Annotated in this window: 33 protein-coding genes; 24 read left to right on the top strand and 9 right to left on the bottom strand. The window is 62.4% G+C overall.

Annotation, left to right across the window (positions count from 1 at the left end; all coding sequences use genetic code 11):
• From KI617_RS06705 to nosD, 6 genes are all read left to right on the top strand, one after another.
• A complete protein-coding gene (locus tag KI617_RS06705; RefSeq protein ID WP_226451235.1) occupies positions 1–609 on the top strand; it encodes a septation protein A in 609 nt (202 codons plus the stop codon).
• Positions 609–911 (top strand): YciI family protein, encoded by a 303-nt coding sequence (locus KI617_RS06700; protein WP_226451234.1) that lies wholly within the window; start codon positions 609–611, stop codon positions 909–911. The genes KI617_RS06705 and KI617_RS06700 overlap by 1 nt, the downstream gene beginning before the upstream one ends.
• Positions 908–1174 carry a BolA family protein gene (locus KI617_RS06695; RefSeq protein ID WP_226451233.1) on the top strand — a complete coding sequence of 89 codons (267 nt, stop codon included), beginning with the start codon at positions 908–910 and terminating at the stop codon, positions 1172–1174. The genes KI617_RS06700 and KI617_RS06695 overlap by 4 nt, the downstream gene beginning before the upstream one ends.
• Before the next feature lie 35 nt (positions 1175–1209).
• Positions 1210–2001: a peptidylprolyl isomerase gene (locus KI617_RS06690; RefSeq protein ID WP_226451232.1), complete on the top strand. Its 792-nt coding sequence runs from the start codon at positions 1210–1212 to the stop codon at positions 1999–2001.
• A gap of 66 nt (positions 2002–2067) precedes the next feature.
• Entirely contained in the window at positions 2068–3393 is a 1326-nt protein-coding gene (locus KI617_RS06685) for an EAL and HDOD domain-containing protein (RefSeq protein ID WP_226451231.1), read from the top strand.
• A gap of 74 nt (positions 3394–3467) precedes the next feature.
• Positions 3468–4685 carry a nitrous oxide reductase family maturation protein NosD gene (nosD, locus tag KI617_RS06680; protein WP_226451230.1) on the top strand — a complete coding sequence of 406 codons (1218 nt, stop codon included), beginning with the start codon at positions 3468–3470 and terminating at the stop codon, positions 4683–4685.
• 37 nt (positions 4686–4722) lie between these two features.
• On the opposite strand, the gene KI617_RS06675 is transcribed toward nosD, so the two are convergent.
• Together KI617_RS06675 and KI617_RS06670 are read right to left on the bottom strand one after the other, a co-directional pair.
• The gene (locus KI617_RS06675; RefSeq protein WP_226451229.1) at positions 4723–5568 is read right to left on the bottom strand and encodes an HDOD domain-containing protein; all 846 of its coding nucleotides are present in this window, start codon (positions 5566–5568) and stop codon (positions 4723–4725) included.
• Positions 5569–5629: 61 nt separating this feature from the next.
• Positions 5630–6571 carry a CysB family HTH-type transcriptional regulator gene (locus tag KI617_RS06670; RefSeq protein ID WP_226451228.1) on the bottom strand — a complete coding sequence of 314 codons (942 nt, stop codon included), beginning with the start codon at positions 6569–6571 and terminating at the stop codon, positions 5630–5632.
• A 129-nt stretch (positions 6572–6700) separates the two neighbouring features.
• Between KI617_RS06670 and KI617_RS06665 the strand changes: the two genes are divergently transcribed.
• The 5 genes from KI617_RS06665 to KI617_RS06645 all read left to right on the top strand — a co-directional run bounded on the left by KI617_RS06665 (position 6701) and on the right by KI617_RS06645 (position 12252).
• Entirely contained in the window at positions 6701–7477 is a 777-nt protein-coding gene (locus tag KI617_RS06665; protein WP_226451851.1) for a sulfite exporter TauE/SafE family protein, read from the top strand.
• Positions 7478–7498: 21 nt separating this feature from the next.
• Positions 7499–9172 carry a nitrite/sulfite reductase gene (locus KI617_RS06660; protein WP_226451227.1) on the top strand — a complete coding sequence of 558 codons (1674 nt, stop codon included), beginning with the start codon at positions 7499–7501 and terminating at the stop codon, positions 9170–9172.
• The gene (locus KI617_RS06655) at positions 9172–9681 is read left to right on the top strand and encodes a DUF934 domain-containing protein (RefSeq protein WP_226451226.1); all 510 of its coding nucleotides are present in this window, start codon (positions 9172–9174) and stop codon (positions 9679–9681) included. The genes KI617_RS06660 and KI617_RS06655 overlap by 1 nt, the downstream gene beginning before the upstream one ends.
• A 115-nt stretch (positions 9682–9796) precedes the next feature.
• Positions 9797–10522 carry a phosphoadenylyl-sulfate reductase gene (locus KI617_RS06650; protein WP_226451225.1) on the top strand — a complete coding sequence of 242 codons (726 nt, stop codon included), beginning with the start codon at positions 9797–9799 and terminating at the stop codon, positions 10520–10522.
• A gap of 464 nt (positions 10523–10986) precedes the next feature.
• Positions 10987–12252, top strand: coding sequence for a TlpA family protein disulfide reductase (locus KI617_RS06645; protein WP_226451224.1), 1266 nt, complete (start codon positions 10987–10989; stop codon positions 12250–12252).
• A gap of 1 nt (position 12253) precedes the next feature.
• Here the strand turns inward: KI617_RS06645 and KI617_RS06640 are convergent, their stop codons facing one another.
• Together KI617_RS06640 and KI617_RS06635 are read right to left on the bottom strand one after the other, a co-directional pair.
• On the bottom strand, positions 12254–13552 hold the full coding sequence (locus KI617_RS06640; RefSeq protein ID WP_226451223.1) for a sigma-54 interaction domain-containing protein: 1299 nt from the start codon (positions 13550–13552) through the stop codon (positions 12254–12256).
• A gap of 13 nt (positions 13553–13565) precedes the next feature.
• The gene (locus KI617_RS06635; RefSeq protein WP_226451222.1) at positions 13566–13760 is read right to left on the bottom strand and encodes a hypothetical protein; all 195 of its coding nucleotides are present in this window, start codon (positions 13758–13760) and stop codon (positions 13566–13568) included.
• On the opposite strand from KI617_RS06635, the gene KI617_RS06630 reads away from it, so the two are divergent.
• From KI617_RS06630 to KI617_RS06570, 13 genes are all read left to right on the top strand, one after another.
• A complete protein-coding gene (locus KI617_RS06630) occupies positions 13759–14217 on the top strand; it encodes a hypothetical protein (protein ID WP_226451221.1) in 459 nt (152 codons plus the stop codon). The genes KI617_RS06635 and KI617_RS06630 overlap by 2 nt on opposite strands.
• Before the next feature lie 10 nt (positions 14218–14227).
• Positions 14228–14848 carry a ubiquinol-cytochrome c reductase iron-sulfur subunit gene (petA, locus tag KI617_RS06625; protein ID WP_226451220.1) on the top strand — a complete coding sequence of 207 codons (621 nt, stop codon included), beginning with the start codon at positions 14228–14230 and terminating at the stop codon, positions 14846–14848.
• A 221-nt stretch (positions 14849–15069) separates the two neighbouring features.
• The gene (locus tag KI617_RS06620) at positions 15070–15450 is read left to right on the top strand and encodes a NifB/NifX family molybdenum-iron cluster-binding protein (protein ID WP_226451219.1); all 381 of its coding nucleotides are present in this window, start codon (positions 15070–15072) and stop codon (positions 15448–15450) included.
• Complete coding sequence (locus tag KI617_RS06615) at positions 15434–15892, top strand: DUF2141 domain-containing protein (protein WP_226451218.1); 459 nt, start codon at positions 15434–15436, stop codon at positions 15890–15892. The genes KI617_RS06620 and KI617_RS06615 overlap by 17 nt, the downstream gene beginning before the upstream one ends.
• A gap of 3 nt (positions 15893–15895) precedes the next feature.
• Positions 15896–16258: an ArsR/SmtB family transcription factor gene (locus KI617_RS06610; protein ID WP_226451217.1), complete on the top strand. Its 363-nt coding sequence runs from the start codon at positions 15896–15898 to the stop codon at positions 16256–16258.
• Positions 16259–16281: 23 nt separating this feature from the next.
• Positions 16282–16671, top strand: a complete 390-nt coding sequence (locus KI617_RS06605) for a DUF6858 family protein (RefSeq protein WP_226451216.1) — start codon at positions 16282–16284, stop codon at positions 16669–16671.
• A 25-nt stretch (positions 16672–16696) separates the two neighbouring features.
• Entirely contained in the window at positions 16697–17113 is a 417-nt protein-coding gene (locus KI617_RS06600; RefSeq protein ID WP_226451215.1) for a hypothetical protein, read from the top strand.
• Between the two features lie 126 nt (positions 17114–17239).
• Entirely contained in the window at positions 17240–17830 is a 591-nt protein-coding gene (locus tag KI617_RS06595; protein WP_226451214.1) for a cytochrome c oxidase subunit 3 family protein, read from the top strand.
• An 8-nt stretch (positions 17831–17838) separates the two neighbouring features.
• Complete coding sequence (locus KI617_RS06590; RefSeq protein WP_319004141.1) at positions 17839–18099, top strand: cytochrome C oxidase subunit IV family protein; 261 nt, start codon at positions 17839–17841, stop codon at positions 18097–18099.
• A 13-nt stretch (positions 18100–18112) separates the two neighbouring features.
• Positions 18113–19114, top strand: coding sequence for a 4Fe-4S binding protein (locus tag KI617_RS06585; protein ID WP_226451212.1), 1002 nt, complete (start codon positions 18113–18115; stop codon positions 19112–19114).
• The gene (locus tag KI617_RS06580) at positions 19111–20325 is read left to right on the top strand and encodes an efflux RND transporter periplasmic adaptor subunit (RefSeq protein ID WP_226451211.1); all 1215 of its coding nucleotides are present in this window, start codon (positions 19111–19113) and stop codon (positions 20323–20325) included. The genes KI617_RS06585 and KI617_RS06580 overlap by 4 nt, the downstream gene beginning before the upstream one ends.
• A 21-nt stretch (positions 20326–20346) precedes the next feature.
• On the top strand, positions 20347–21555 hold the full coding sequence (locus KI617_RS06575) for an ABC transporter permease (protein WP_226451210.1): 1209 nt from the start codon (positions 20347–20349) through the stop codon (positions 21553–21555).
• Entirely contained in the window at positions 21548–22270 is a 723-nt protein-coding gene (locus KI617_RS06570) for an ABC transporter ATP-binding protein (protein ID WP_226451209.1), read from the top strand. Before KI617_RS06575 ends, KI617_RS06570 begins: the two co-directional genes overlap by 8 nt.
• A gap of 9 nt (positions 22271–22279) precedes the next feature.
• Here the strand turns inward: KI617_RS06570 and KI617_RS06565 are convergent, their stop codons facing one another.
• The 5 genes from KI617_RS06565 to KI617_RS06545 all read right to left on the bottom strand — a co-directional run bounded on the left by KI617_RS06565 (position 22280) and on the right by KI617_RS06545 (position 26871).
• On the bottom strand, positions 22280–23251 hold the full coding sequence (locus KI617_RS06565) for an arsenic resistance protein (RefSeq protein ID WP_226451208.1): 972 nt from the start codon (positions 23249–23251) through the stop codon (positions 22280–22282).
• Between the two features lie 403 nt (positions 23252–23654).
• Positions 23655–24212, bottom strand: coding sequence for a cold shock domain-containing protein (locus KI617_RS06560; RefSeq protein ID WP_226451207.1), 558 nt, complete (start codon positions 24210–24212; stop codon positions 23655–23657).
• A gap of 73 nt (positions 24213–24285) precedes the next feature.
• The gene (locus tag KI617_RS06555) at positions 24286–25608 is read right to left on the bottom strand and encodes a type II toxin-antitoxin system HipA family toxin (protein ID WP_226451206.1); all 1323 of its coding nucleotides are present in this window, start codon (positions 25606–25608) and stop codon (positions 24286–24288) included.
• A 13-nt stretch (positions 25609–25621) separates the two neighbouring features.
• Positions 25622–25939 (bottom strand): helix-turn-helix domain-containing protein, encoded by a 318-nt coding sequence (locus tag KI617_RS06550; RefSeq protein ID WP_226451205.1) that lies wholly within the window; start codon positions 25937–25939, stop codon positions 25622–25624.
• Positions 25940–26292: 353 nt separating this feature from the next.
• Positions 26293–26871 (bottom strand): RrF2 family transcriptional regulator, encoded by a 579-nt coding sequence (locus KI617_RS06545; protein WP_319004140.1) that lies wholly within the window; start codon positions 26869–26871, stop codon positions 26293–26295.
• Between the last annotated feature and the right edge of the window lie 4 nt (positions 26872–26875).

Here is a 26875-nt window from a genome sequence, read left to right as displayed (position 1 = left end):
ATGAAACTGCTCTTCGACCTCTTCCCCGTCATCCTCTTTTTCGCCACTTTCAAGTACGCGGAAAAGAGCCCTGAACTCGCGGCCAGCTGGATGGGCTCGCTGCTTGGCTTCGTCCCCGACGACATCAAGATGGCGCCGATCCTGCTCGCTACCGTCGTCGTCATCGCCGCCACCGTCGCTCAGATCATCTGGGTGCACTTTCGCCACGGCAAGGTGGACAAGATGCTCTGGATCAGTCTGGTCCTCGTCGTCGTCTTCGGCGGCATGACCCTGGCCTTCCAGAACGAAGCCTTCATCAAGTGGAAACCGACCATCCTTTACTGGGTATTCGCCGGCAGCATGGCCTTCAGCGCCCTGATCCTCAAAAAGAACCCCATCAAGGCCATGCTCGGCGAACAGCTGACCTTGCCCGAACCGATCTGGGGCAAGCTCAGCCTGGCCTGGATAGGCTTTTTCCTGGTCATGGGCGTGCTCAATCTGGTCATCGCCTTCAATTTCCCGACCGATATCTGGGTCAATTTCAAACTGTTCGGCGGCATGGGCCTGATGCTCGTCTTCGTGCTCGGCCAGGGCATGCTGCTATCCAAATATGTTGAGGAAGAAAAATAATGCTTTACGCGATCATTGCTGAAGACAAGGCCGGCACGCTGGACAAGCGCCTCGCCGCCCGCCCCGCCCACATTGAGCGCCTGCTCGCCCTGCAGGCGGAAGCCCGCCTGATCCTGGCCGGCCCCTGCCCGGCCATCGACTCGCCCGATCCCGGCCCGGCCGGCTTTTCCGGCAGCATCATCATCGCCGAATTTGCCTCCCTCGCTGCGGCCCAAACCTGGGCCGATGCCGACCCTTATATTGCCGCCGGGGTTTACGAGAAAGTCAGCATCAAACCGTTCAAGAAAGCCTTGCCGGCGTGAGTCCTGAAACCATCGAACTGCTGCGCCAACGTTTGGCCGTGCTGCAGCCCGAATCCATCGCCATCGTTGATGACTCGCACCGCCATGCCGGCCACGCCGGGGCCCGCGACGGTGGTCACTACCAGTTACAAATTGTTGCACAGGCATTTGCCGGGAAAAGTACTATTGCCCGTCACCGCATGATTTATGATGCGGCAGGTGATTTGATGCGCGGACGGATTCATGCGCTCAGCATCTGCGCTGAAGTGCCCGGCGAAGTATAATTTTTCTGTTATTCCCTAGACCCAAGGATAGATACATGTTCAAACTCTCCCGCCTGGCCGCCCTGCTTGTCGCCGGTGCCGTCGTTTCCGCTCCGGTTCTCGCTGCCGACAAGGCCAAGGCCTTCGCTACCGTCAATGGCCAGCCGATTTCCCAAACCGTCTACAACGCTTTCATCGCCGAGCAAAAGGCTCAGGGCGCCCCTGATTCGCCGGAACTGCAAGGCGCCATCAAGGAAGAACTGGTTCGCCGCGAAATCCTCGCCCAGGAAGCCAAGAAGAAGGGCCTGGACAAGAACCCGAACATCCAGGGTCAGATCGACTTGGCCAAGCAGGCCGTGCTGATCCGCGCCTACCTGTCCGACTACGTCAAGGCCAACCCGATCAGTGAAGCCCAGCTCAAGGCCGAATACGAACTGATCAAGAACAACCTGGGCAGCACTGAATTCAAGGCTCGCCACGTGCTGGTCGAGAAGGAAGATGATGCCAAGGCGATCATCGCCAAGCTCGACAAGGGCGAGAAGTTCTCCGAACTGGCCAAGGCCTCCAAGGATCCCGGTTCCAAGGACAAGGGCGGCGAACTCGGCTGGAGCTCCCCGAACGCCTACGTCAAGCCGTTTGGCGAAGCGCTGGGCAAGCTGAAGAAGGGCGAATACACCAAGACCCCGGTGAAGTCCGATTTCGGCTACCACGTCATCCAGCTCGACGACTCCCGTCCGATGACCCCGCCGCCGTTCGATCAGGTCAAGCCGCAACTGCAACAGCGCGCCAGCCAGCAGCAGGTCGAGAACCTGGTCAAGGAACTGCGCGGCAAGGCCAAGGTCGACTAAACCTTCGCCGAGCATGCGAGAATGCCCACCCTGCGGTGGGCATTTTCTTTTGGGGGAGAGAGATTCGTGTTCAACGGTCTGAAAAAGCTGTTCGGCAAGAAGCCAGAAACCCAGGACATACCCTCAGCCGAATCAAGCGGCAAACCCGGCCGCCCCGTCAGGGAGACGCCTTTTCTTCGCCGCGAGGCAGTTTTCGACCGCAGCAACCGTCTGTCCGGCCATCTTTTTCGCCTGCAACAATCGACCGTGCCCGCCAGTGTCGACGATGGCAAACAACGCGACTTCGACCAGACTCTACTCGACACGCTGAACGCCAGTCCCGAGGCCTGGAACACCAGCCTCGCCTTCATCCCGCTCAGTTCGTCCAGCCTCGACCTCCCGGCACTTGATCGCCTGAAGAAGACCAACATCGTGCTGCTCATCCAGCTGGCGGCCGATGCTGAAGCCGACATGGTCTGCGAGGCAATCGACCAGCTACGCCAGCGCGGCCTGCTGATCGGGGTTTTCCGCCAACCGAAGCATCGCGCCTTTGCCCGGGTCATCCAGCAGGTCGACTACGCGGCGATCGATGTCGCTGGCAGCGAGGCCAACGCCGTCCGGGACTTTTCCGCGGCCATCCGCTCCGGTGATCGGGAACGCCCGGTCCGGCTATTTGCCTGCAACATCGACACTTTCGACGATCACCTTTTCTGCCATCAGTGGCATTTCGAAAATTTTCACGGCAAGTTTGCCGAATCCGCCCCCAAGCTCCCGAACGAAACGAGCGGCGATCCGCACAAGGCACAGTTGCTCAACCTGTTGCGCCTGGTCCAGGGCGATGCCGAGACAGTGGAAATTGCGGCGGCAATGAAACAGGACCCGCTGCTCAGTTTCCGCATCCTGCGTTACCTGAACTCCCCGGCGCTGGCCCTGAGTCGCCAGATCGACTCGCTGGAGCAGGCCCTGGTCATTCTCGGCCGCCAGCGCCTGAGCCGCTGGGTGGCTGTCCTGCTCTTCTCGGTACGCGACCCGCATCTGGGCGACTGGCTGATGATCGAAAACGCCCTGACCCGTGGCCGCCTGATGGAAGTCCTGGGCGAACAGGCCATGCCCGGAAAGGCGCACGATGCGCTGTTCCTGACCGGCATTTTTTCCTGCCTCGATCGCCTGCTGCGCCGCCCGCTGGCCGAAACCCTGAGCGACATCCCGATTTCTGCGGACATCCGCCAGGCCCTGCTTGAACGCAGCGGGCCCTACGCCGCGCTGCTGGCCGTGGCTGAAGCCAGCGAGGCGTTCGACCCGCCGCTGATGGAAAGTACTGCCCGGGCTGCCGGCGTCGATCCGGACAGTGTCAACCGTGCCCTGCTGGCGGCCACCGCCTGGGCCAGCGAAGTCACGGAATACTGGGAATAATCCGCCCCCGATATTGCCGAAAACTTGATGCAGGTCGAGGCGAAAATCCTGCCGTGCTGGCTTAATCCGGCCAAATGAGCCCCCGTTTCGTCCTCGCCCTGTTTGGCCTCTGTCTGTCTCTCACAGCCTTCGCCGGCCAACCGCTGCAAGCCTGGCTCGATACCGCGCTACCCGGTACGGTTCTGCGCCTGCCGCCCGGCAATTACAGCGGTCCGGCCACGATCAACAAACCCTTGACCCTGGAAGGCAACGGCAAGGTCATCATCGACGCCGGCGGCAAGGGAACCGTCCTCACCATCAAGGCCGACCGGGTGACCTTGCGGGGCCTGACCCTGCGCGGCAGCGGCGACTCGCACGACGCCATCGACGGCGGCATCATGGTGGCGGAGGGCAAGGGTCTGCTGATCGAAAACAACATCGTCGAAGATGTGCTATTCGGCATTTCACTGCACCGGACGACCGACAGCATCGTGCGCAATAACCGCATCCGCTCCCGCCCCGTCGATTCGGCCGACCGTGGCGATGGCCTGCGCCTCTGGTACAGCACCGGCAACCGTATCGAGAACAACGACATCGCCCAGATTCGCGACATCACGGTCAGCAATTCGCCGCAAAACCGCTATACCGGCAACACCATCCGCGACAGTCGCCGGGCTTTCAATCTGCTTTTTTCGCATCGCAGCCTGATCGAACGCAACCTGCTGGAAAAGAACTCGACCGGCGTCATCGCACTGAACTCGAACGGCCTGATCATCCGCAACAATCGCATCCTGCACGCCATGGATGCCTCGGGTGCCGGCATCGCCCTCAAGGAAACCTCGGCGGCACTGGTCGTGGACAACGAAATCGTCCATTGCGCCCATGGCATCATGGCTGATTCGCCAATGGATGCGATCAACCGCATCGTCTTCATCAACAATGTGATCGCCCACAACATCACCGGCATCTATTTCTACGGCGCCAAGGGTGGGCACATCGCCATCAACAACACCTTCAAGAGCAACCTGTGGCCGGTCACCATCATTGGCGATGGCGACCCGATGAACGATACCTGGTGGGGCAACAACTGGGATACCTACGAAGGCTTCGACCTCGACGGTGACGGTTTCGGCGACAAACCACACGAGCTGCACGCCTACGCCGACCGGCTGTGGATCGAAACGCCGAGCGCCACCTTCTTCCGCAACTCGCCCGTTCTGGAGTTGCTCGATTTTCTCGAACGGCTGGCCCCCTTCTCGTCACCGTCGCTGATCCTCCGCGATACGGCGCCGCGCATGCTGAAATCGCCGTAGGAGAAGCTTCAGCAGGGCGAGGTGACGATCAGTAGACTCAGCCTAGCCAGTCGATCAGGTCGTCAATCAGGTCGTCGACGGCACCCAGCGACAGATCGAAGTAGGCGCAGGCGTTCGAGGCGGCCTTGTCCCACTCCTGCTCGCCATTGCCGCTACCGTGCAAACGGATGATGTGCTCGGCCAGCACACAGACGGCAATCAGGGCGCGCGCCGTATCCGAAACGCTGCCGGGTTTGACCAACACGCTGTAATCGTGGTGATATAGCACCCCCTCGGCGACAAAATCGGCAAGGTGCCAGCGCTTGGCCAGGAAGTAGCCGACGACGGCATGGTTGGTTCCCATCATGGCGTCTTCGACATCGGTGAAGCCGCGGTCCTCGGCGGCGTTGGCCGATGCCAGCACTTCCCTGGTCTGCGAAAAACGCTTCATCAGCAAGGGAATGCCGCAATCGTGGAACAAGCCGAAGGTATAGGCCACATCGGGCCGAACACAGCGCAAGCGCTTGGCCAGCTCGGCCGAAACGCGCGCCGTCTGCGCCGAGCTCTCCCAGAAACGATCCATCGCGGCATCCTGGTCGCCGGCCAGCGCCAGTTTCAGCAACTGCGAGACCACCAGACTGAAGATGCTCTGCATCCCCAGCACGTTGATTGCCTGCATGATGGAGACCAGTTTGCGCCCGGTCGAGAAGGCCGGGGAATTGGCGATCAGCATCACATGCCCGGAAAGCGCTACATCCTGGCTGATCAGACGGGCGATTTCCCGTTGATCCGGTATGTCTTTTTTCAGCTCGGCATCGAGTTCGATCAATACGGCGGGACAAGGGGGAATGTCTACCCCGTTCAGCATGCTCTGCAACTGCACTTCTTCAGCGACTGCGTTCATGAAAAGCCTCCAGATGGCGGCAGACTACCCGTGAACAGCACCGCTGAAAATATAACTAAAGTTATAGCTGATATTCATCACCACCACCTTGCATAGCCATTTCGACTACGTGCCTGGACAAATGCGGGGCAAACAGGGTGATCAGATCGTAGTCGTAGCGCCTGAGATAGGTGCCACGGCGCAAGGCCAGGCGGGTGGTGTTGGATTCGAACAGGTGAGCGGCGTCGATCGCCACCAGCCCGGCATCGCGCTGGGCATCGAAAGCCAGCGCCGAAATGATGCCGAGGCCCAGGCCAAGGCTAACATAGGTCTTGATCACGTCGGCATCGAGGGCGGTGAGCGCCACATTGGGCTGCGCGCCAATCCGCTCGAAAGCTCGATTGATCCGCGAACGGCCGGTAAAGGCGGTGTCGTAGGTAATCAGCGGCCATTTCGCCAGTTCGCTCAGCGACAGTGGCTGCGATTTCAGGATCGGATGCCCCTCCGGCGCAATGACGCAATGCGTCCACTGGCGGACCGGCAGTGTGATCAGTTGCGGATACTGGTCAAGCGATTCGGTGGCGATGCCGATGTCGGCCTCGCCGGCCACCACCCATTCGGCAATCTGGATCGGGCTGCCCTGGTGCATTTCCAGCTTGACGTCTGGATGCTGGGCGACAAAATCGCGAACCACAACGGGCAAGGCATAGCGGGCCTGGGTGTGCGTTGCCGCCAGAACCAGCCGGCCGGTGTCGCCCGAGGCGAACTCGCCGCTCGCCCGTTTCAGGTTTTCCGCCTCGCGCAGGATGCGTTCGGCAATGCCGAGAACAACCTTGCCCGGTTCGGTCACGCCGGTGAAACGCTTGCCGCTGCGCTCGAAAATGGCGATACCGAGTTCGTCTTCAAGCAGTTTCACCTGCTTGGAAATGCCGGGCTGCGAGGTGTAAAGCGACTCGGCAGCCTCCGAGACATTCAGTCCCTGACGCCGGATTTCGACGATGTAACGCAGCTGTTGGAGTTTCATGGGTAGTCGCTAGTCACTAGTTGTTAGCCAAAAGCCAGTCGCTAACGACTAGCGACTAATAACCAAAAGCTATACCAATCTAACCCAATATTCTTTTTGATTCAAATGGCCACTGTTAACATGCGCGCCATGGATTACCTCTACACCCTTTCCGGCTTTGCTGTGGGCGCCATTGTCGGCCTGACCGGCGTTGGCGGCGGCTCGCTGATGACGCCGCTGCTCGTGCTGCTGTTCGGCGTGCCACCAGCCACCGCCGTCGGCACCGATCTGCTTTACGCCGCGATGACCAAGGCCGGCGGCACCGTGGCACACGGCAGGAAAGGCCATATCGACTGGGCAGTCACTGGCCGGCTGGCGCTCGGCAGTATTCCCGCCGCCGCGATTACCCTCTGGGTACTGTCCCAGATGCCCAAGGGCAGCAATGTCATCGGCCAGCTCATTTCGCACGGCCTTGGTTTTGCCCTGATGCTCACGGCCATCGCCATCCTGTTCGGTCGCAAGCTACGCGATTACGCCAGCAAGCATGAAGATTCGCCGCTGCGCCAGTGCTGCCTGGGCAAGATCACCGTCGCCGTCGGCGCCCTGCTCGGTGTGCTGGTCACCATTTCGTCGGTGGGCGCCGGTGCGCTCGGCGTTGCCGCACTCTTTTTCCTCTACCCCAAACTTTCGCCGGTCAAGATTGTCGGATCGGATGTCGCCCACGCCGTGCCGCTGACGCTGGTTGCCGGCCTCGGCCACTGGCTGCTTGGTGGCGTCGACTGGTCGCTGCTCGGCGCGCTGCTGCTCGGTTCGCTGCCCGGCATCTGGCTGGGTACCCAAGTTTCTGCCAAGGTGCCGGAGCACATCCTGCGCCGCCTTCTGGCCGCCATGCTGGTGCTGATCGGCACCAAGCTGGTTTTTGCCTGACGTTTTCCCGAAGGACGTTTCATGTACAAATACGATGCCATCGACCGCCAGCTCGTCACCGAGCGTGTTGAACAGTTCCGCGACCAGGTTTGCCGATGGAAAGCCGGTCAGCTGAGCGACGACGAATTCCGCCCGCTGCGCCTGCAGAACGGCCTCTACATCCAGCGCCATGCGCCGATGTTCCGGATCGCCGTGCCCTACGGCATGATGAATTCCGCCCAACTGCGCACGCTGGCCCACGTCGCCCGCAAGTACGACCGTGGCTACGGCCATTTCACGACGCGCCACAATCTGCAACTGAACTGGCCGAAGATCGAGGATGTGCCAGAGATACTGGCCGAGCTCGCCGAAGTCGAGATGCACGCCATCCAGACCTCGGGCAACTGCCTGCGCAACATCACCACCGACCAGTTCGCCGGCGTCGCCGCCGACGAAGTGATCGACCCACGCCCGCTGGCCGAAATCCTTCGCCAATGGACGACTTTCCACCCGGAATTCGCCTTCCTGCCCCGAAAGTTCAAGATCGCCATTTCGGGCACCAAGGAAGACCGCGCCGTGACGTGGTTCCACGACATCGGCCTGCATCTCAAGGTCGTCGATGGCGAAGTCGGCTTCACCGTCATCGTCGGTGGCGGCCTCGGCCGGACGCCGATCCGCGGCCAGGTCGTGCGCGAATTCCTGCCCTGGCAGCACATCCTGACCTATTGCGAAGCGATCCTCCGCGTCTATAACCGCCAGGGCCGCCGCGACAACGCCTACAAGGCGCGCATCAAGATTCTGGTGCAGGCGCTGGGCGTCGAAGCCTTTGCCCAACTGGTCGAAGAGGAATGGGCGCATGGCAAGGACGGCCCGGCGACCATCACGCAAGCCGAATTCGACCGCGTTGCCGCGCATTTCACCGCGCCCGCCTACGAAAAGCTGGGCGAGGCCGCCTTGCCGGACGACAAGGCCTTCCACAACTGGCTGGCCCGCAACACCCATGCCCACAAGGTTCCTGGCTACGCCGCCGTCACGCTATCGCTGAAGAAGCACGGCATCGCACCGGGCGACATCACTTCGGAACAGATGATTGCCGTTGCCGATCTTGCCGATCGCTACAGTTTTGGCGAACTGCGCATCAGCCATGAACAGAACATCATCCTGGCCGACGTCAGGAAGTCCGATCTGCATGAAGTCTGGAAGAAAGCGAAGATCGCCGGCCTGGCGACGCCGAACATCGGCCTGCTGACCGGCATCATCTGCTGCCCGGGCGGCGACTTCTGCGACCTGGCCAATGCCAAGTCCATCCCTATCGCCAACGCCATCCAGGCCCGTTTTGACGACCTCGACTATCTGTTCGACATCGGCGAGATCGACCTCAACATCTCTGGCTGCATGAACGCCTGTGGCCACCACCACGTCGGCCACATCGGCGTACTCGGTGTCGACAAGAACGATTCCGAGTTCTACCAGGTCACGCTGGGCGGCCGTCAGGGCAATGAGGCCAAGCTCGGCAAGGTCATCGGCCCATCGTTCGCGGCCGATGAAATGCCGGACGTGGTCGACAAGATCATCAAGGTATATATCGAGAGCCGTCACCCCGACGAGCGCTTCCTCGATACTTTCGATCGCATCGGCATCGACCCGTTCAAGAACCGCGTTTACGAAGGCCGCGCCCATGGCAAGGCCAAGGCTGCACAGCAGGAGGCTGCATAATGGCTCAACTGATCAAGAATAACGCTGCGACCGTCGACACTTGGCAAACGCTGCAACTGGGCGAAGGTGAAACGCCGGAAACCGTTGCCCTGCCTGCCGGTGACGTCATCTTCCCGCTCGCCGTCTGGCAGGCCCGCAAGGCCGAAATCATCTCCTGCCACAAGCGCATCGGCCTGCTGATCCAACCGGATGAGCGCGTCGAGGACATCGCTGCCGATCTCGATTACTTCATTGTCATCGCCGTCGCTTTCCCGAAATTCGTCGATGGCCGCGGCTACTCGACGGCCAGCCTGCTGCGCCAGCGCTACGCCTATCAGGGCGAACTGCGCGCCGTCGGCGATGTGCTGCACGACCAGTTGTTCTTCATGCAGCGCGTCGGTTTCGACAGCTACGTGCTGAAGGACGGCAAGAATGTCGTCTACGCCATCGAAGCCGGCTTCAAGCCCTTCAGCGATGCCTACCAGGCCTCGACCAGCCAACCGCAACCCTATTTCCGCCGCCGCGCCTAGGGAAACCATGGAAATATTCGTCATCCCCGCGCAAGCGGGGATCCAGCCCTGACACTTCTGGGTTCCCGCCTGCGCGGGAACGACCAAATAGATAAAGCGCTTCCCAAGGAACATCATGACCCCCAGCCTGCTCAACATCACGCCCGAACTGACCGCCAGCGTCGCCGCCAAGACCAAGACGGTCAAGGCGCTGCTTGCCGACATCGCCGCCAACTGGTCGCCGGCCACTTTCGCCAACAGCCTGGGCGCCGAGGACATGGTGCTGACCGACCTGATCGTCAAGGCCAAGCTACCGATCGAAATTTTCAGCCTCGACACCGGCCGCCTGCCCTTGGAAACCTACGACCTGATTGCGGCAGTCGACAAGCACTACGGCCTGAAACTGAAGCTCTACTTCCCGCAGGCCGAAGAAGTCGAAAGCTTCGTGCGCAACCATGGCATCAACGCCTTCTACGAGTCGGTCACGCTGCGCAAGGCCTGCTGCTACGCTCGCAAGGTCGAACCGCTGAAACGCGCCCTGGCCGGCAAACGCGCCTGGATCACCGGCATGCGCGCCGAACAGGCAGCGACGCGCGGCGACCTCGCCGTCCGTGAATACGATGAAGGCAACGGCCTGGAAAAATTCAATCCGCTGTCAGACTGGACCGAGAAGGAAATCTGGACCTACATCAAGCAGAACGCCGTGCCCTACAACGGCCTGCACGACAAGTTCTACCCCAGCATCGGCTGCGCCCCCTGCACCCGGGCCATTTCGCCAGGCGAGGACGTTCGTGCCGGCCGCTGGTGGTGGGAAAATCCGGAAACCAAGGAGTGCGGTCTTCATTTGAAAGCCACCTCCTAAGTCGGCATTTCGTCGCAGCCTGACTGGCGCGGCAAATATTCAGCCCTGAAGATCGCAAAAAACCGGCTTAAGGCCGGTTTTTCTATTGGCGAACGCCGACATGGAGGCCAATCCGCAGCCTTCCGTTTACAACGGGCCATCATCCGGCCAGGTCGCCATTCAGCGTCACCCTTTTTGCCTTTCCCGGCCTGAATCCTGTTCACATCGCCCTCCCGAAAACACTGCCACGGCACTGCCAGAATGCCAAACGGCAGTCTTTTCTGCCATTATTCCAAATGCAAGCCACTGATTATTCTATATTTAATTGATTTCTCATGCTGGCACGCAACTTGATATAGATGCACCCGATGCGCCATGGACGATGAATATCCTCCCTCCTGGCGGAAACAGACTTGCGTGAATTTCGGCGGGGCTTGCCCCCGCCATTTTTTTGTCTGCCCAGGCCGCAGAAGGCGAACTAAACTGTGTTGGAAGCCTCATTCCAGCCAACGCCAGCCATGCCATTCCGCGCCCTTTTCCGCGCCCTTTTCCGCGTCATTTCCCGCGTCATTTGCCTTGCCCTGTTCCTGGCTATCATCCCGATCTCCGGATGGAGCGCGAATCGCGTCGAGTTGCATGTCTTCTGGTCGCTCAGTTGCCCCCACTGCCAGGAAGCCTTGCCGCAGTTGAAAGCCCTGGCTGCCGAGCATCCCTGGCTGGATTTGCAGACGCACGAAATCACCCAGTCCGCCGTTGCGCTGGAGCGCTTCCAGCACATGGCCGAGGCACTTGGCGAAAGCGCGCAGGCCGTCCCCACGCTGTTCTATTGCGGCCAGATGGACGTCGGCTGGAGCGATGACCCCGACCATGTCGCGCAATTGCTCGACCGCCTCAAGGCCTGTCAGGGTGGGCAGCCGCTTTCCCCCGCCGCCGGTCGCTCGCTGGCTTTGCCCCTGCTCGGCACGATCGATCTGGGCGACCTGTCGCTGCCGGTACTGACTATCTTGCTGGCCAGTCTCGATGCCTTCAATCCCTGCGCCTTTTTCGTGCTGCTCTTCCTGCTCTCGCTGCTGACCCACCAGCGCCAGCGCAGCCGCATGTTGCTGATCGGCGGCGTTTTCGTGGCCTTCTCCGGCCTGCTTTATTTCGCCTTCATGGCGGCCTGGCTCAATGTCTTCATGGTGGTCGGCAACCTGCCGTGGATCACCGCAACGGCAGGTATCGTCGCCGTGCTGATCGGCGTGCTCAACATCAAGGACTATTTCGCCTTCAAGCAGGGGCTTTCCCTGTCGATCAGCGACACGCGCCAGGCCGACCTGTTTCAGCGCAGCCGGCGTTTGCTGCAGGCCGAACGGTTGCCGACCATGCTGGCGGCAACCGTGCTGCTGGCGATTGCCGCCAATTTCTACGAATTGCTATGCACGGCCGGCTTGCCGATGGTCTTCACCCGCCTGCTCACCCTGCGCGAGCAAGGTACCGGCCAGCACTACCTCTACCTGCTGCTCTACAACCTGATCTACGTCCTGCCCTTGCTGCTCATCGTGATCGGCTTTGTCCGCACGCTGGGCAGCCGCAAGCTGAGCGAGCGTGAGGGCCGGCTACTCAAGCTGCTCTCCGGCCTGATGATGTTCGGCCTTGGCATTTTGCTGGTCTGGGCGCCCGAGAAGCTCGACCAGCCCATGTTTGCCCTGCTGATTCCGCTCGCGGCCATTGTTCTGACCTGGCTGAGCGCCCGGTTCGGCCGGAAATAGATTACCCCTCCAAGGCCTTCAAGCGCCGGTACAAGGTACGTTCCGACAGGCCAAGCTGGCGGGCCAGGGCCTTGCGATTGCCGGAAAAACTGCGCGCGAATTCGAGTAAAGCATGGTCGGTCAATGCCGTCCGGTCAGCCAGGCCGGCCGGCGCCCGCGACGAGCGGATTTCGCCGGCACTGGGCAGGTGGCGGAGATCGATTTCGTCGCCGTCGCAGAGCAGGCAGGCGCGCTCCAGCAGATTGCGCAATTCGCGCACGTTGCCGGGGAAGGCGTAATCGCGCAGCCAGGCGATGGCTTCGCGCGAAAAGCGGAGATTGCGCCCCGCAACCAGCCGGGCCAGCAAGCCCTCGGCCAGCAGCAGAATGTCTTCCCGCCGGTCGCGCAGGGCCGGCAGGTAAATGGGAAAGATGTTCAGGCGATAGAACAGATCCTGGCGAAACCGCCCATCAGCCACCATGTCGCTCAGCGGCCGGTGGGTTGCCGAGACCACGCGAATATCGGCCTTGAGCAGCTCGGTCGAGCCGACCCGGCGGAAGGTGCCGGTTTCGAGCAGGCGCAGCAGCTTGACCTGGATGGTCAGCGGAATATCACCCACCTCGTCGATGAACAGCGTGCCGCCAGCCGCGGCCTCGACCAGCCCCACCTTGCGCGTCACGGCACCGGTGAAAGCCCCCCGCTCGTGCCCGAACAGCTCGCTTTCGAACAGGGTTTCAGCCAGCCCCGAGCAATCGACGGCAACGAAAGGCTTGGCGGAGCGCCGGCTCAACTGGTGAATGGCGTTGGCGACCAGTTCCTTGCCGGTTCCCGACTCGCCCTGCAGCAGCACGGCGGCATCCGACGGTGCGACGCGCGCCACCATTTCCATCATTGCCAGAAAGGCCGGCGAACGGCCGAGCAGGCCCCGGGCGTGTTCCTCGCTGCGCTGCACCGGCAGCGGATCGAGCTTTTCGATGTAGTAGGCGATTTCGCCGGTGTCGTCGCGGATGGGCGTCAACTCGATGTTCTCGAACTGTTCACCGAGGTGCGTATGGTGCAAATGCACGATCCGTTCGCGCTGCCCGGAGCGCAGGCTGCGCTGCAAGGGGCAGGATTCGCCGGCCTGGTCGCACGGCACCGAGTAACGATGGGAAACCTCGTAGCAGGTGCGCCCGACCACCTCGCGCTGGCCGACCCATTTGACCCGATAGGCCTCGTTGGCTGCCAGGATGCGGTAATTGCGGTCGCACAGGATATGCGGCTCGTTCAGGCTTTCGATAAAGGACACCAGTTCGCGAGGGGGCTGCTCCGGCTTGGACATTGTGCATCTCCGTTCAGGCGATAACTGCCATTTTAACTGCCACCGCCAAATAACTGCCACGATTACTGCCACAAAGCCCCGCAGCAGCCTTTTTCAAACAACCTAAGCCAATGATTTTATGAACATTAATTTCACCAGCCGACTGGCACGCATATTGATAAGTAAATGCGGTCATTCCATCTATTTTGCCTTCCGGGACACGCACCATGCAGAAGCTCATCCTCGCCCTTGGCCTCATCCTGCTCACCGTCCAGCCGGCCAGCGCTGATGACCACGCCCAGCACCAGCCGCCGCAAACCGTCGACTACGCGCTGATCCTGCCCGCCAACCTGCCCCACTTGCTGCGCACCTCGCTCGACAAGGCCGAGGTGCTGGGCCTGAACGATGCCCAGCGCGACGTGCTGCGCGAGTTGATGGCAGAAGCCCCGCTCAAGGTCTTTTCCCGACTGTCGCAGGCGGAAAAGCTGGAGCAGGCCATCGCCCGCGACCTGCTCGACAACGCGGTGCCGCTCGCCGACTTGCAGCCACGGCTGGACGAGCTGGCGGCACTCAAGCGCGGTGCAACCGAAGCGCAGATCGCCACCATCAACCGTATGCAGGCCTTGCTGAGCCGGGAACAGTTCCGCGAATTGCTCAAATTCATCCCCGTCACCGACCGCCACTGAGGAGCAAGCGATGTCCGAATGCCTATGCCAGGGTGAATCCTTCACCACCTGCGCCAGCCCTACCCGCCGCCAATGGATGATGGCCACCGTCGGTGCCGGCGGGGTGCTGACCATCGCTGCCGTGGTGCCCTTCGTTTCCAGCCTGATGCCTTCCGAACGGGCCAAGGCAGCCGGCGCGCCGGTCGAGGTCGACATCGGAAAACTGGCCCCGGGCGAGATGCTGATCGTCGAGTGGCAGGGCAAGCCGGTGTGGATTCTCAACCGGACGCCGGAAATGCTCGCCGCGCTGAAGAAGGCCGAGCCGATGCTGGTTGACCCGGCCTCGGAAAAGCATCAACAACCGGCCTACGCCACCAACGAGACCCGGTCGCGTCGCCCCGAGATGCTGGTCACCATCGGGATCTGCACCCATCTCGGCTGCTCGCCTTCCCCCGCCTTCACGCCGGGCGAAGCGGCGCTCGGTGCAGACTGGCCGGGCGGCTTCCTCTGCCCCTGCCACGGCTCGACCTTCGACTTTGCCGGCCGCGTGTTCAAGAACAAGCCGGCGCCGACCAACCTGGAAGTGCCGCCCCACAAGTACCTGAGCGACACGCGCCTGCTCATCGGCAGCGACGAGCAGGACAAGGCCTGAACATGAATAACTGCCCCAATCCTCAATGCGGTTCAGTTAGTCGAATAACTCTTGCGTTTGTCGTTCCCGCGGCCTCGACACACCCGGAACTCCGCTTCGCGGCGGGCGAAGCGGGAACCCAGTAAATGCGTGGTGCCTGGATTCCCGCTTTCGCGGGAATGACACCTAACTGAACGGTATTACGCCCCAACCCCTCCATTTCTCTTGAACGACAGAGCACCATGCAAATCGCCATCAGCAGCCAGAATCGCAAGACGATCACCAGCCATGCCGGCAAGTGCCGCAACTTCTGGATCTACGACATCGAACAAGGCCAGGTCAGAGACAAGCGACTGGTCGAGTTGCCGATCGAGCAAAGTTTTCACGCCAGCCACCAGCAGTTCGCCGCGCCACTGGCCAGCATCAACGTCCTGATAACCGGCAGCATGGGCAACGGGCTTTACCTGCGCCTGAAGAATCAGGGTGTGCTGCCCGTCGTCACGGCGGAGGAAAACCCGGACGAGGCAGTGCGCGCCTTTCTGGCGGGCGCCCTGACCGCCCTGCCGTCCGTGCCCAACAACCATTGCCACGAGCACGAGCACGACCATGGGCACGCCCATTAAGCCGCGCTGCCCTCCGCTTGGCCTGAGCGGCCTGTTGGTGGCCGGCCTGCTCGGTGCGCAACCGGCCCTGGCCGACAACGCCAGACTGACGGTTCAGATCGATGGCCTGCGCGACGACAGCGGCAATCTTCGCGTTTCGCTCTATCGCGAATCGGACAGCTTCCGCAAGGAAGACCGGGCCTTCAAGCTGCTGAGCCAGCCGGCAAAAAAGGGCAAGACCAGCCTGGTGTTCAACGACATCCCACCCGGGCGTTACGCGCTGATGGCCTATCACGATGCCAATGGCGACAACAAGCTGAACCTGCGTTTCGGCATGTTTCCGCTGGAGGGCTACGCCCTGTCCAACAACCCGCAGGTTGTCGGCCCGCCGCGCTTCAACGATAGCACCTTCGATTTTCCGGGCGCCGACGGGGCACCGATCAACCTTCAAATCAAGTATTGAGCCATGGAAAAATCAGCGATCAATTCTTCTCAAACCGGCCTGTCGGCGCGCCACTCGACAACCGGCAGCCAGGCCGGTCTGCAAAAGGCCGAAACGGAATTCGGCGCGGCAGCCCGCTGCCTGCAGGCCCTCGGCCATCCGCTCAGCCTGCGCATCCTGTGCCTGCTGGCCGATGGCGAGGCCTCGGTGGGCGAAATCCAGGAACGCGTTGGCCGGCCGCTGCCGACCATCTCCCTGCACCTGCACAAACTGGCCGACCGCGGCGTGCTGCGCTCGCGCATTGTCGGCACCCGCACCTACTACGCCTTGCGCAGTTCGCAGATCGCCGCCCTCGTTGCCAGCATCCGCATCAATTACCTGAACTGATTTCTTACTACGGAAGAACCACGATGAAACAAACCCTGCTTCAAGAGAAATACCCCATCTTCGTTGCCGAAATCGGCAAGAACGAAACCACCTATCGCAGCGTCGATGAACTGGTTGCCTACTACCAGGCGCGTATCGCCGAGAACCCGAAGGTCCAGTTCATCGGCGTTTTCGACCACTACGCCCACACGCGCAAGATCGAAGGCCCCATCGTCGAGGGCATGACGGCCGCCGTGGACATCATCTTCTGCTTCGGCTTCGCCATCCCGACCCCACAGATGCTGGCCGTGCGTCCCCGCTCCATCGGCATCGCCGACATGGGCGACAAGTACGTCATCAGCTTCCTCGAAGCCCCCATGCAGCCGGCCAACCAGGCCATGGAAGCGTGGACCAAAGCCCTCCGCAACGCCTGACCTTCAACCCATCCCAAGGACCATCATGAAAAAATCCCTCTTCGCCGCCGCCAGCCTGCTCGCCTTCTCCGCCGCCCACGCTGACCCGCAGGCCGCCACCATCATCCTCAACTCGGCCAGCCCGATGACCCAGGGCATCGCTCTCGTCCTCGCCAACCAGATGCAGGGCCAGGGCGCCCAGGTGCAGGTGCTGCTCTGCGACAAGGCCGGCGACCTCGCCCTCAAGGAGGCCGGCGGCGACAAGCTCAAGCCGCAGGACGTCACCCCGGCCCAACTGCTCGACGGCGCCATCAAGAAAGGCGCCACCGCCAACGTCTGCGCGCTCTACCTGCCCAACAGCGGCAACACGCCCGACAAGCTGAAGGACGGCATCACCCCGGCCAAGCCGGACGCCATGGCCCGCACCGTGCTGGAAGCCCAGCGCAAGGTCCTGGTTTTCTAAGGTGGACGTTCGGCTGGCGGCAGGCCAAGGCTGCGCCTGCTGCCGGCCATTGCGCACGACAGCCCCGAAACAACACGCAGGCTGACCCTCGGTGCCGCCCTTTACCCCTAAACCTGAATCCCGGCCATGACCACCCTCGCCCTGGAATCCCTGTCGCTTCGGCAACGCCGCCTGCCCGGCGACCTCGCCATCTGGGTCTTCATCCTGTCCGAAATGCTCGTCTTCGCGGTGTTCTTTGCCGCCTATGCCTTCGCCCGGGCGAAGAATGTCGAGTTGTTCAACGAATTCCAGCAGACGGTGAATCGCGACCTCGGCGCGCTGAACACCTTCCTGCTCATCACCGGCTCGTGGTTCGTGGTGCGCGCCGTGCAGGCGGCGCATCGCGACGATCTGCCGGCAGTGCCGCGCAACATCCTGCTCGGTTTCCTGTGCGGTGGCGGTTTCCTGGTGGTCAAGGTGATCGAGTACGCGGCCAAGTTCGGCGCCGGCATCACGATGTCGACCAACACCTTCTACATGTTCTACATCTCGCTAACCTTCTTCCATTTCATGCACGTCATTCTCGGCATGGTGATCCTTGCCGTGATCTGGACGCATGCCCGCCAGGGGGCTTACACCAGAAAAGACGCGCACGGCCTGGAGAGTGGCGCGGCGTACTGGCACATGGTCGACCTGTTGTGGATCATCCTTTTCCCCCTCGTTTATGTGATGCGCTGATCATGGTCATGCTGAAGAATCCCGCCCATCGGGCCTGGCTGGTGTTGATCGTGGCCACGGTCATCACCTGGTATCTCGGCGAGGTTGGCGCGGCCGGCACCTCGGCCATCGTCGCCATGCTGGTCATCGCCTTCATCAAGGGCCGCCTGGTCATTCTCGATTTCATGGAACTGCGCGAGGCGCCGCGGATGTGGCGGGTGCTGCTCGAAGGTTGGCTGATCCTGGTTTCCGGGCTGATCCTGCTGGCCTACTGGATTTCGCTGCGTTGAAGCTGCTCGCCCGATGAGCCCCGCCACCGAGCAAGCCTGGCGGCGGGTGACGCAACTCGGCTTCTTCGCCCTCTTCGTGCTGGCGCCGGTCTTCGACCTGTTCCGCTACGACATGGTCGAGAAGCACGCCTATGTCCTGACCTTTCCCTGGCAGCTGGGCATCGACGACCTGCTGGCCAAGCGCATTCCACCAGCCCAGGCCGTGCTCAACATCGTGCTGCGCCTGATCCTGCCGCTGGTCGTCGCCATCATCGTCTTCATCTACACCACCCGGCGCTGGGGCCGGATTTACTGCGGTTGGCTGTGCCCGCATTTCGGCGTCGTCGAATGGCTCAACAGCCTGTTCGTCCGCGCCATCGGCAAGCCGACGCTGTGGGAAAGCAAGGCGCTGCCGCCCATTCAGCCGAACGGCCAGCCCCGCGTCCACGACTGGCGGGCCTGGCTGCCGATGCTACCCATTGCCGCGGCCAGCGGCTTCATCTTCACGCTGGCCGCGCTGACTTACATCATGCCGCCGCGCCACGTTTATGGCAGCCTGCTCCGCGGCACCCTGCTGCCCGGCGAAGTCTGGCTGCTGATCGCCGGCACCGTCGCCTTCAGCCTGGAGCTGCTTTTCGCCCGCCACCTGTTCTGCCGCTACGGCTGCTCGGTCGGCATCCTGCAAAGCCTGGCCTGGATGAGCAACCGGCGCGCCCTGGTCGTCGGCACCGAGCGTTCGCGCCTGGCCGAATGCGCCACCTGCCTGGAAGGCCAGGGCAGCGCCTGCGATGCCGTCTGCCCGATGCGACTGAAACCGCGCAGCCTGAAGCGCTGGATGTTCTCCTGCACGCAATGCGGCCTGTGCATCGACGCCTGCACCACCGTCAACACGGCCAAAGCCGCCGCCCCGCTGCTGCGCTGGACGAGCGGCGATGCCGCGCGGCGCAACGAAGCCGCCTTCTCGGCAGTCGACGCGATGACGCCGCTTTCCCGTAAACTGCCGCCGAACCCCACGAAACCCACCGAGACCCCATGACCGGAATCCTCGCCCGCTTTCCCCGCCCGCGCCGCCTTGCCCTGCTGCTCGGCGGTTCCGCCCTGGCTGCCGTTGCCTACTTCAGCCTGGGCGGCGAGCGGGCCGAGGTGGCGCGTGTCGAACGCGGCGAACTGCGCCAGGCCGTGGTCGCCAGCGGCCGGGTACGCACGCCGCAGCGGGTCGAGGTGGCCAGCCAGATCACCGGCCGGGTGACCGGCGTGGCGGTGCGCGAGGGCGATGCGGTCACTGCCGGCCAGGTGCTGCTCCAGTTCGACGCCGCCGAATGGCAGGCCAGCGTCGCCCAGGCCAGGGCCAGCCTAGCCCAGGCCGAAAGCCGCCTGCAGCAGATCGGCGAAGCCAGCCTGCCGCTGGCCGAGCAGAGCCTGCGCCAGGCCGAGGCCAATGCCCGCCAGGCCGAGCGCCAGTACCAGCGGGTCGGCGAACTGGTCGCCAAGGGCTTCTACAGCCCGGCCCAGCTCGACGACGCGCAGCGTGCCCGCGACGTAGCGGCCAGCCAGTTGCAGGCGGCGCAGATCCAGGCGGCCAGCAACCGGCCGCAGGGTAGCGAGGTGCGCGTCGCCCGCAGCAATGTCGAGCAGGCCCGCGCCGCACTGGCCGTGGCCGAAGCCCGCCTGGCCTACGCCACGTTGCGCGCCCCGGTCGCCGGCCGGGTGCTGACGCGCAGCGTCGAGCCGGGCGACACGGCGCAACCGGGCAAGGCCCTGCTCACCCTGGCACCGAACGGCGACACCGAACTGACGGCGCAGATCGACGAGAAGAACTTCGGCCTGCTCGCCCTCGGCCAGAACGCCCTGGTGTCGGCCGATGCCTACCCGGGCGAGCATTTCCCGGCCACGCTCAGCTACATCGCGCCGTCGATCGACGCCCTGCGCGGCTCGGTCGAAATCCGCCTGGCCGTGGCCCAACCGCCGGCCACCCTGCGCCACGAAATGACCGTCTCCATCGACATCGAAGCCGCCCGCCGGCCGGATGCCCTGAGCCTGCCCTGCGACAGCGTGCGCGATGCCGGCGGCCAGCCTTGGGTGATGGCGGTGCGCGACGGCCGCACGGTGCGCCAACCGGTCAAGCTCGGCCTGCGCGGCGCCGGGCGCTGCGAGGTGGCCGAGGGCCTGAGCGAAGGCGAGGCTGTGCTGCCGGCCAGCGCGACGCTCGGCGAAGGCCGCCGGGTGGCTGCGGTCAAGTGGAAATAAGGGCCAACATTGAAAACCTGGATGCCCTTCGAATGGATCGCCGCCGTGCGCTTTCTGCGCGAGGGGCGGATGCAGTCCTTGCTGATCATCGTCGGCGTCGGGGTCGGCGTCGCCGTCATCGTCTTCATGTCGGCGCTGCTCTCCGGCCTGCAGGCCAACCTGATCAAGCGCACGCTCTCCTCGCAGGCCCATATCACGCTGCTGCCGCCCGAGGAAATCGCCCGCCCGCAGCATGCCACCGACAGCACTGCCCTGCGCCTGCAGAAACAGGCCCAGCGTCTGCGCGCCATCGACCAGTGGCAGACGCTGCGCGACCGCCTGGAAACCTGGCCGGAAATCGCCGCCGTCTCGCCGGTCGCCTCCGGCCCGGCCTTCGCTGTGCGCGGCGAGGCCAACAAGGCGATTACCGTCGTCGGCATCGAGCCGGAACGCTACAACCGGGTCATTTCCCTGGCCGAGCGGCTGACTGCCGGGCAGTTGCGGGTCGGCGCCGGCGAGGCGGTGATCGGCATCGAACTGGCCAAGGATCTCGGCGCCGAGGTCGGCGACAAGCTGCGCCTGAGCGCGGCCGACGGGCGCAGCGACACGCTGACCATCACCGGCCTGTTCGACCTCGGCAACAAGGGCGTCAATGCCCGCAACGTCTATGTCGGCCTGCGCACGGCGCAAAGCCTGCTCGATCTGGTCGGCGGCGTATCGAGCATCGACCTGGCGCTGCACGACCTCGACCTAGCCGAGCAACTCGCCCGCCGCATCGCCGGCGAAACCGGGCTGACCGCCGATTCGTGGATCAAGACCAACGCCCAGTTCGTCACCGCGCTGACCTCGCAGCGGGTGTCGAGCAATGTCATCCGCTTCTTCATCGCGCTCTCGGTCGCCTTCGGCATCGCCAGCGTGCTGGTCGTTTCGGTCATCCAGCGCGGCAAGGAAATCGGCATCCTGCGCGCCATGGGCGCGACGCAGGCGCAGATGCGGCGCATCTTCCTGCTGCAGGGCGGCATCGTCGGCTTTTTCGGCTCGCTGCTCGGCTCGGCACTGGCCTGGAGCTTCCTGATGCTGTGGCAACTGCTGGCGCGCAACCCGGACGGCACGCCGATGTTCGTCATCGGCGTCGAACCCGGCCTGGTCGCCTTGGCGGCCGGCGGCGCCAGCCTGGTCGGCATCCTCTCCGCCCTGCTGCCGGCCCGCCGTGCGGCCCAACTCGACCCGGTGGTGGCGATCCGTGGCTGAATCCAAGGCCGAATCCAACGACCGCGTCCTGCACCTGGCCGGCATCCGCAAGTCCTACGGCAGCGGCGAGGTGGAGAGCGAGATCCTGCACGGCATCGACCTGACGCTACGGCGCGGCGAGTTCGCCGCCCTGATCGGCCCGTCCGGCTCCGGCAAAAGCACCCTGCTCAACCTGATCGGTCTGCTCGACCGGCCGACCAGCGGCCATCTGCACATCGACGGCGAAGACAGCGGCCAGCTCGACGACACCGGCCTGACCCGCCTGCGCGGCCAGCGCATCGGCTTCGTCTTCCAGCACCACCACCTGATCCCGGCCTTCACCGCCGAGGAAAACGTCGCCATGCCGCTGCTCGTCGCCCGGGGCCGGCCGGATGCGGAAATGTTCGAACGCGCCGGCCAGCTGCTCGATCAGGTCGGCCTGGCCGACCGCAAACAGTATCTGGCCAACCGGCTGTCCGGCGGCCAACAGCAACGCGTCGCCATCGCCCGCGCCCTGGTCACCAACCCGTCGCTGGTGCTGGCCGACGAGCCGACCGGCAACCTCGACACCCATTCGGCCGACGACGTCTTCGCCCTGCTCCGCGAATTCAACCGCCGCCAGCACACCACCTTCCTGATCGTCACCCACGACCCGCGCCTGGCGGCCCGCTGCGACCGCATCATCGAACTGGTCGACGGCCGCATCGTCGCCGACCAGGCGGTAGCCAGCGCCTGAGAGCCGGCTTTAAGCGGCCGGCTTCTTGCCGAACAGCGTATCGGTCAGCTTGACGTACCACGCCGCCGACTGCACCTGGATGATGTAGGCCAGCGTGATGACCAGCGCCGCATCCGAACTGGCGCTGCCGAAGGCGTTCATGGCCAGGGCCAGGGCAATCGACAGGTTGCGCATCACCGTGCCATAGACCAGCGCAATGGCGTCGCCGCGCGGCAGCAGCAGCTTGGCGACCACGGTGCTCAGCAGGTAGTTGCCGACATAGAGCGCCAGCAAGGGGCCGAGCAGTTGCAGCAATTCAGCCGGCCGGGCGGCCAGTTGCTCGGCCTTGAGCGCCATCGCGACGAAGACGATGCCGAGAACACCAAGCGTCGAGAACGGCGGGAAACGCGGCGCCCATTCGGTCTGGAAGGCCTTCTGGCCGTGCTTCCTGAGCAGGTAGGCCTGTGTGTAATGGCCGGCAACCATGGGCAGGAAGACGATGAAGGCGATCTGCGAAAACACCGCCAGCAGATCGACCGGCACCGTCGCCCCCATCAGCCATTGCACGTAAAAAGGCGTCGCCAGCGAGCCGAGGATCAGGCCGAGCACCGTCATCTTGACCGCTGCCCCGAGGTTGCCGCCGGCAAAGCCGGTCCACGAAATGGTCATGCCCGAAGTGGGCAATAGCGCGGCAAGCAGCAGACCCATCGCGTAGTACGGCTGTTCTGGGAAGAAATAGCGACCGAGGCCGAAGGCGAAAAACGGCACGATGCCGAAGTTGATCACCTGGGCCAGCAACTGCGCCTTGCTGTCGCCGCCCTCCAGCACCTTGGCCAGCTTCAGGCTGACCATCATCGGATACACCATCAGGAAAGTCAGCGGCACGATCAAGGTCTTCAGCCAGCCGGCCGGCACGGCCAGGCCGAACAGGAAACCGGCCACCATGACAGCGGGAATGGCGCGCACCAGATGCTTCGACAGCATCGACAACAATTTCAACATCTTGCTTCTCCAAAGGCCCCGCAGCCAATGTATTTAAGCATTCGATTATATACAGAAGGTGATAGTCGCTGGCAGTTGTTGTCTTCAGAACGGCCAATGATTGGGCCAAGCGTATGAAAATGCCCCGATCATTCCGCCGGATATGCGTGAAAAGCCGCGCAGGCGGGAATCCAGTACTTTGAACCCCCTGGGTTCCCGCCTGCGCGGGAACGACTAATTCGAAGGGTTTTCCGCTTAACTGAACAGAACTGGGCTCCGGGCCGGGTTTTTATTGGCCAGCGCCGGGATGGTCGGCCAGATAGGGGATTGAAGTCAAAAACAGGACAGCAACGGTCAACCGGAAAAATGGGCAAAAATGAAGAGGCTCGGCGCCCTTGCGACCTTCAACATCAAGGCTAGCAGCCTACTTGGCGAAAGGCCCCGTGCACCACTGAGACTCACAGGGAATACCATCCCCGTCCCCATCCATCTCCGTATTCGGGCAGTTTCTCAGGAAGTACGTGGCTTCCTCGCAGGAGGTCATGTCTGAGCAAAAACGTCTGCCATCGCAACGGAAGCGACCAGCAATCGTGGCTGGCGAACTCTGTATGGCCTGCACCTGCGAAGCTTTCGACTTTGGTTGCAACGTCAGATAGCCCATGTAGCCCAACCCAGCAACGAAGCAGGCGGAAAGGATAGTACCGAAGAAGGAGCCTTTTCCTCTCGCAGGGGTTCCGCGAGACGGCTTAGATTTCGCTGGTTTTGTCTGAGCGGGACGATGCACATTCACGGCATTCTTTTTGCCGTCAGCATTGAGGGCCACCTCAAAACTTAGTGCTTCGCCAATAACCGGTTTGCCACCTTGGCGGGGATACTTTGAAATATGAACAAAAATATCTTGGCCACCATTAGTCGGGGTTATGAAGCCGAAGCCCTTCTCGTCGTTCCAAGTCTTCAGCTTTCCGTCGATTCGAGTATCCATGCGTCCCAACATCCCTGAGTCCAACCATGATTATCACACGTCATTAATTGGAGAGATGGGGCTCGAATGAAATCTAGGCGAGCAGCAAATGCTGCCCTCCGATCTTCCCAATCTCCGCATCAGGCACCCCGGTTTCCCGCGCGAACTCAGGCCAGTTCCTGATCGCCTCCCTGACCTTCCTGATCACCCGCGGCGCAGTGCCGATCTTGAAGCGGTCGGCCTCTGCCAGCAGGTCATCTTCGCTGAAGTTCTTGAATTTTCCGTTGACCGACATGAGGTGCTGGTGGGTCCATTCGCCGGCCGGGTTGTGGGCGAAGGTGATGTCGTAGGCGGGGGACAGGGCCCAGGTTTCGTTGGCTTTTAGCCGGAACGAGATGTTCTTGGTGTGGTCGTCGCAATTACGCGCCATGACGTTGAAGGCCATGCGCCGGAATGCCTCTTCCTTCTGCTCGTAGGGTAGCCCGAGTTTGTCCATGACCAGGAAAAGCTGCGAGTAGGCGTTGGTGCCTTTTTTCTTGTAATCCAGGTGATCCATGGCGCACAGGGTTTGCATGTGGTGGCGGACGGTGCCGTCTTCGCGGTCAAAGCGGCGCGTCATGAAGTGCGCCCGGCCGTTTTCTTCGAGCAGCCGGCATTCCATCATCTCGATGCCGGCCGTCCTGGCCATCAGGTAGTACGCCTGCTCAATGCGGCCGTAACCACCCGAGGCGCCGAGTTCGAGGTCTTTGCCGATGCCGTCGAACTTGAGCAGCCAGTGCTCGAAGCCATCGCCGGCTTCGAACTGACCGGAGCGAACCTCGTTGGTCGTCCGGTTCCAGGCGATGACGGCCTTGGCGCGCGCGCCGCCGGCCGAGGTGCCGACGTCGATGATGCTGCGCAGGGCGGCGTCGGTGTGCTCATCGTCTTCAATCGTCCCGGCGACGGCCTTGCGCGCTTCGTTCACCAGATCGCTCAGTTCGATGGGCGTCGGTTTCTGGCGAATGGGGCCGCGGCCCGGCTTGAAAACCATGGCCCCCATGGCGCGGTTGCCCATGTAGGCCAGTCGGTCGATTTCAGACACCTGGCTGGCCGGGATACCGCGGTCGGCCATGTATTTGTTGATCAGGGCGTTGCCGAAATCGTCCGGCAGGGCGTCGCTCAGTAGCGCCGGCAGCGCCTTGTAGGTTTCCCGCGGCAAATCGGTAAAGATGTAGGGCTCTTCGCGCAGCGGCATGCGCAGGGGGGCCGGTTCAATCCCTTTGGCGATGAAGCTCGGTGCGTAGGCAAAGGCGTAGAAGCCGTAGGCGGGATCAAGGGCGACCGCGCCCATGAGTTGGCCCCAGAGATGGACTTCGACACGGTCGACGTGCTTGTACGGCGCAGCGCGGGTACGACGGGGCTTGAGCGGAGTAGCCATGGCTGTCTTTGCTTTATTTTGCCGGGGACGACTTCACCCGAACTGATGTAGCTCGCTGCCGCTCGCGGCGGGCGCGAACCATGTTCAAGGGATTGATGGTGGCAGTCGGCGCCAGGAGCATTAACCAGTCTTCCCGACCGAGCGCGCGAACCACGGAAAGCAGGCTGGCGGTACTGGAGCCCGTACCCGCCTCCAGATTCTGCAGCGCCCGGCGACTGATGCCGGCCCGTTCGGCCAGCAGGGTCTGGTCAATGTTTCGGCTCAAGCGGAGCTTTTTAAGCTGCTCACCCAATACTGTTTCGAGTTCGGCTAGCGTATGGCTGGTCTGCATATCGATGCTCCATAAGGCGCACTATTGCGCGCTTAATTTTAATATTCGACAACTACGCGCATCTTTTGACGCACTATATCACCAATACAAAACTCTGGGACGCGCACAATAGTGCGCTCAATATACACAAAAATAATTAACGCGCGTTATATTGCGCTTTCCGAAAACATGTACAAGCTGGATCAGCGTAGTCCGTGTAGCGAACCCGGCATCAAGCACCCCCCAGAACATCCCACCAAGCGGGCCCAAGACAGAATATTCGACAGAGCGCAGGCTTTCGGCAAAAAACGCGATTACCACGGACAATCGGGAAAAATGGGCGGAAATGAAATTCCTCCCGGCAGTCGAAGGTTTCAGCTTCGCATTCTGATTGGAGCAGCCATTTTTCCCTGGCCACTGCTCAGATCACAGCCAGCCAGCGGCATCACTCCGCCCGGCGTCCGCAGCAGGTCGGCTAGCGTGTAGCCGTCAAGGACGAGGAACATGGCTTTCAGGGCTTCATTGAGGATTGCGGGCAGGCAGCAGCCCCCCTGAATCCGGCAGGTGGACCTGTCGGCAAAGCACTCGGCCAGCGTGAAATCGTTTTCGGTATGGCGAATGACCTCGCCGACAACAATCTCGCTTGGCTGGTGGGCAAGGCGCAGACCGCCGCCCTTGCCGCGCACGGTCTCGATATAGCCGCCACGCCCGAGCTGATGAACCACCTTCATCAGGTGGCTCTTTGAAATATCGTGGGCGGCGGCGATTTCGGCGATCGTTGCCAGCCGGTCTGTTTGCACGCCGAGGTACATCAAGACGCGCAGGCTGTAGTCGGAAAAGGCGCTCAGTCGCATGGTCACTTGAAAGATATATTTTAAATATTGCTTACGGCAATCTTGGTTGATAGCATCAAGATTCATTTGTTTTATATCTGATGCCAGCCAGCGGCGCAATTCG

The organism is Ferribacterium limneticum, from assembly GCF_020510625.1.
Classification (GTDB): domain Bacteria; phylum Pseudomonadota; class Gammaproteobacteria; order Burkholderiales; family Rhodocyclaceae; genus Azonexus; species Azonexus limneticus_A.
The sequence above is the reverse complement of the archived record's forward strand: the minus strand, read 5'-3'. Positions and strand labels throughout refer to the sequence as shown.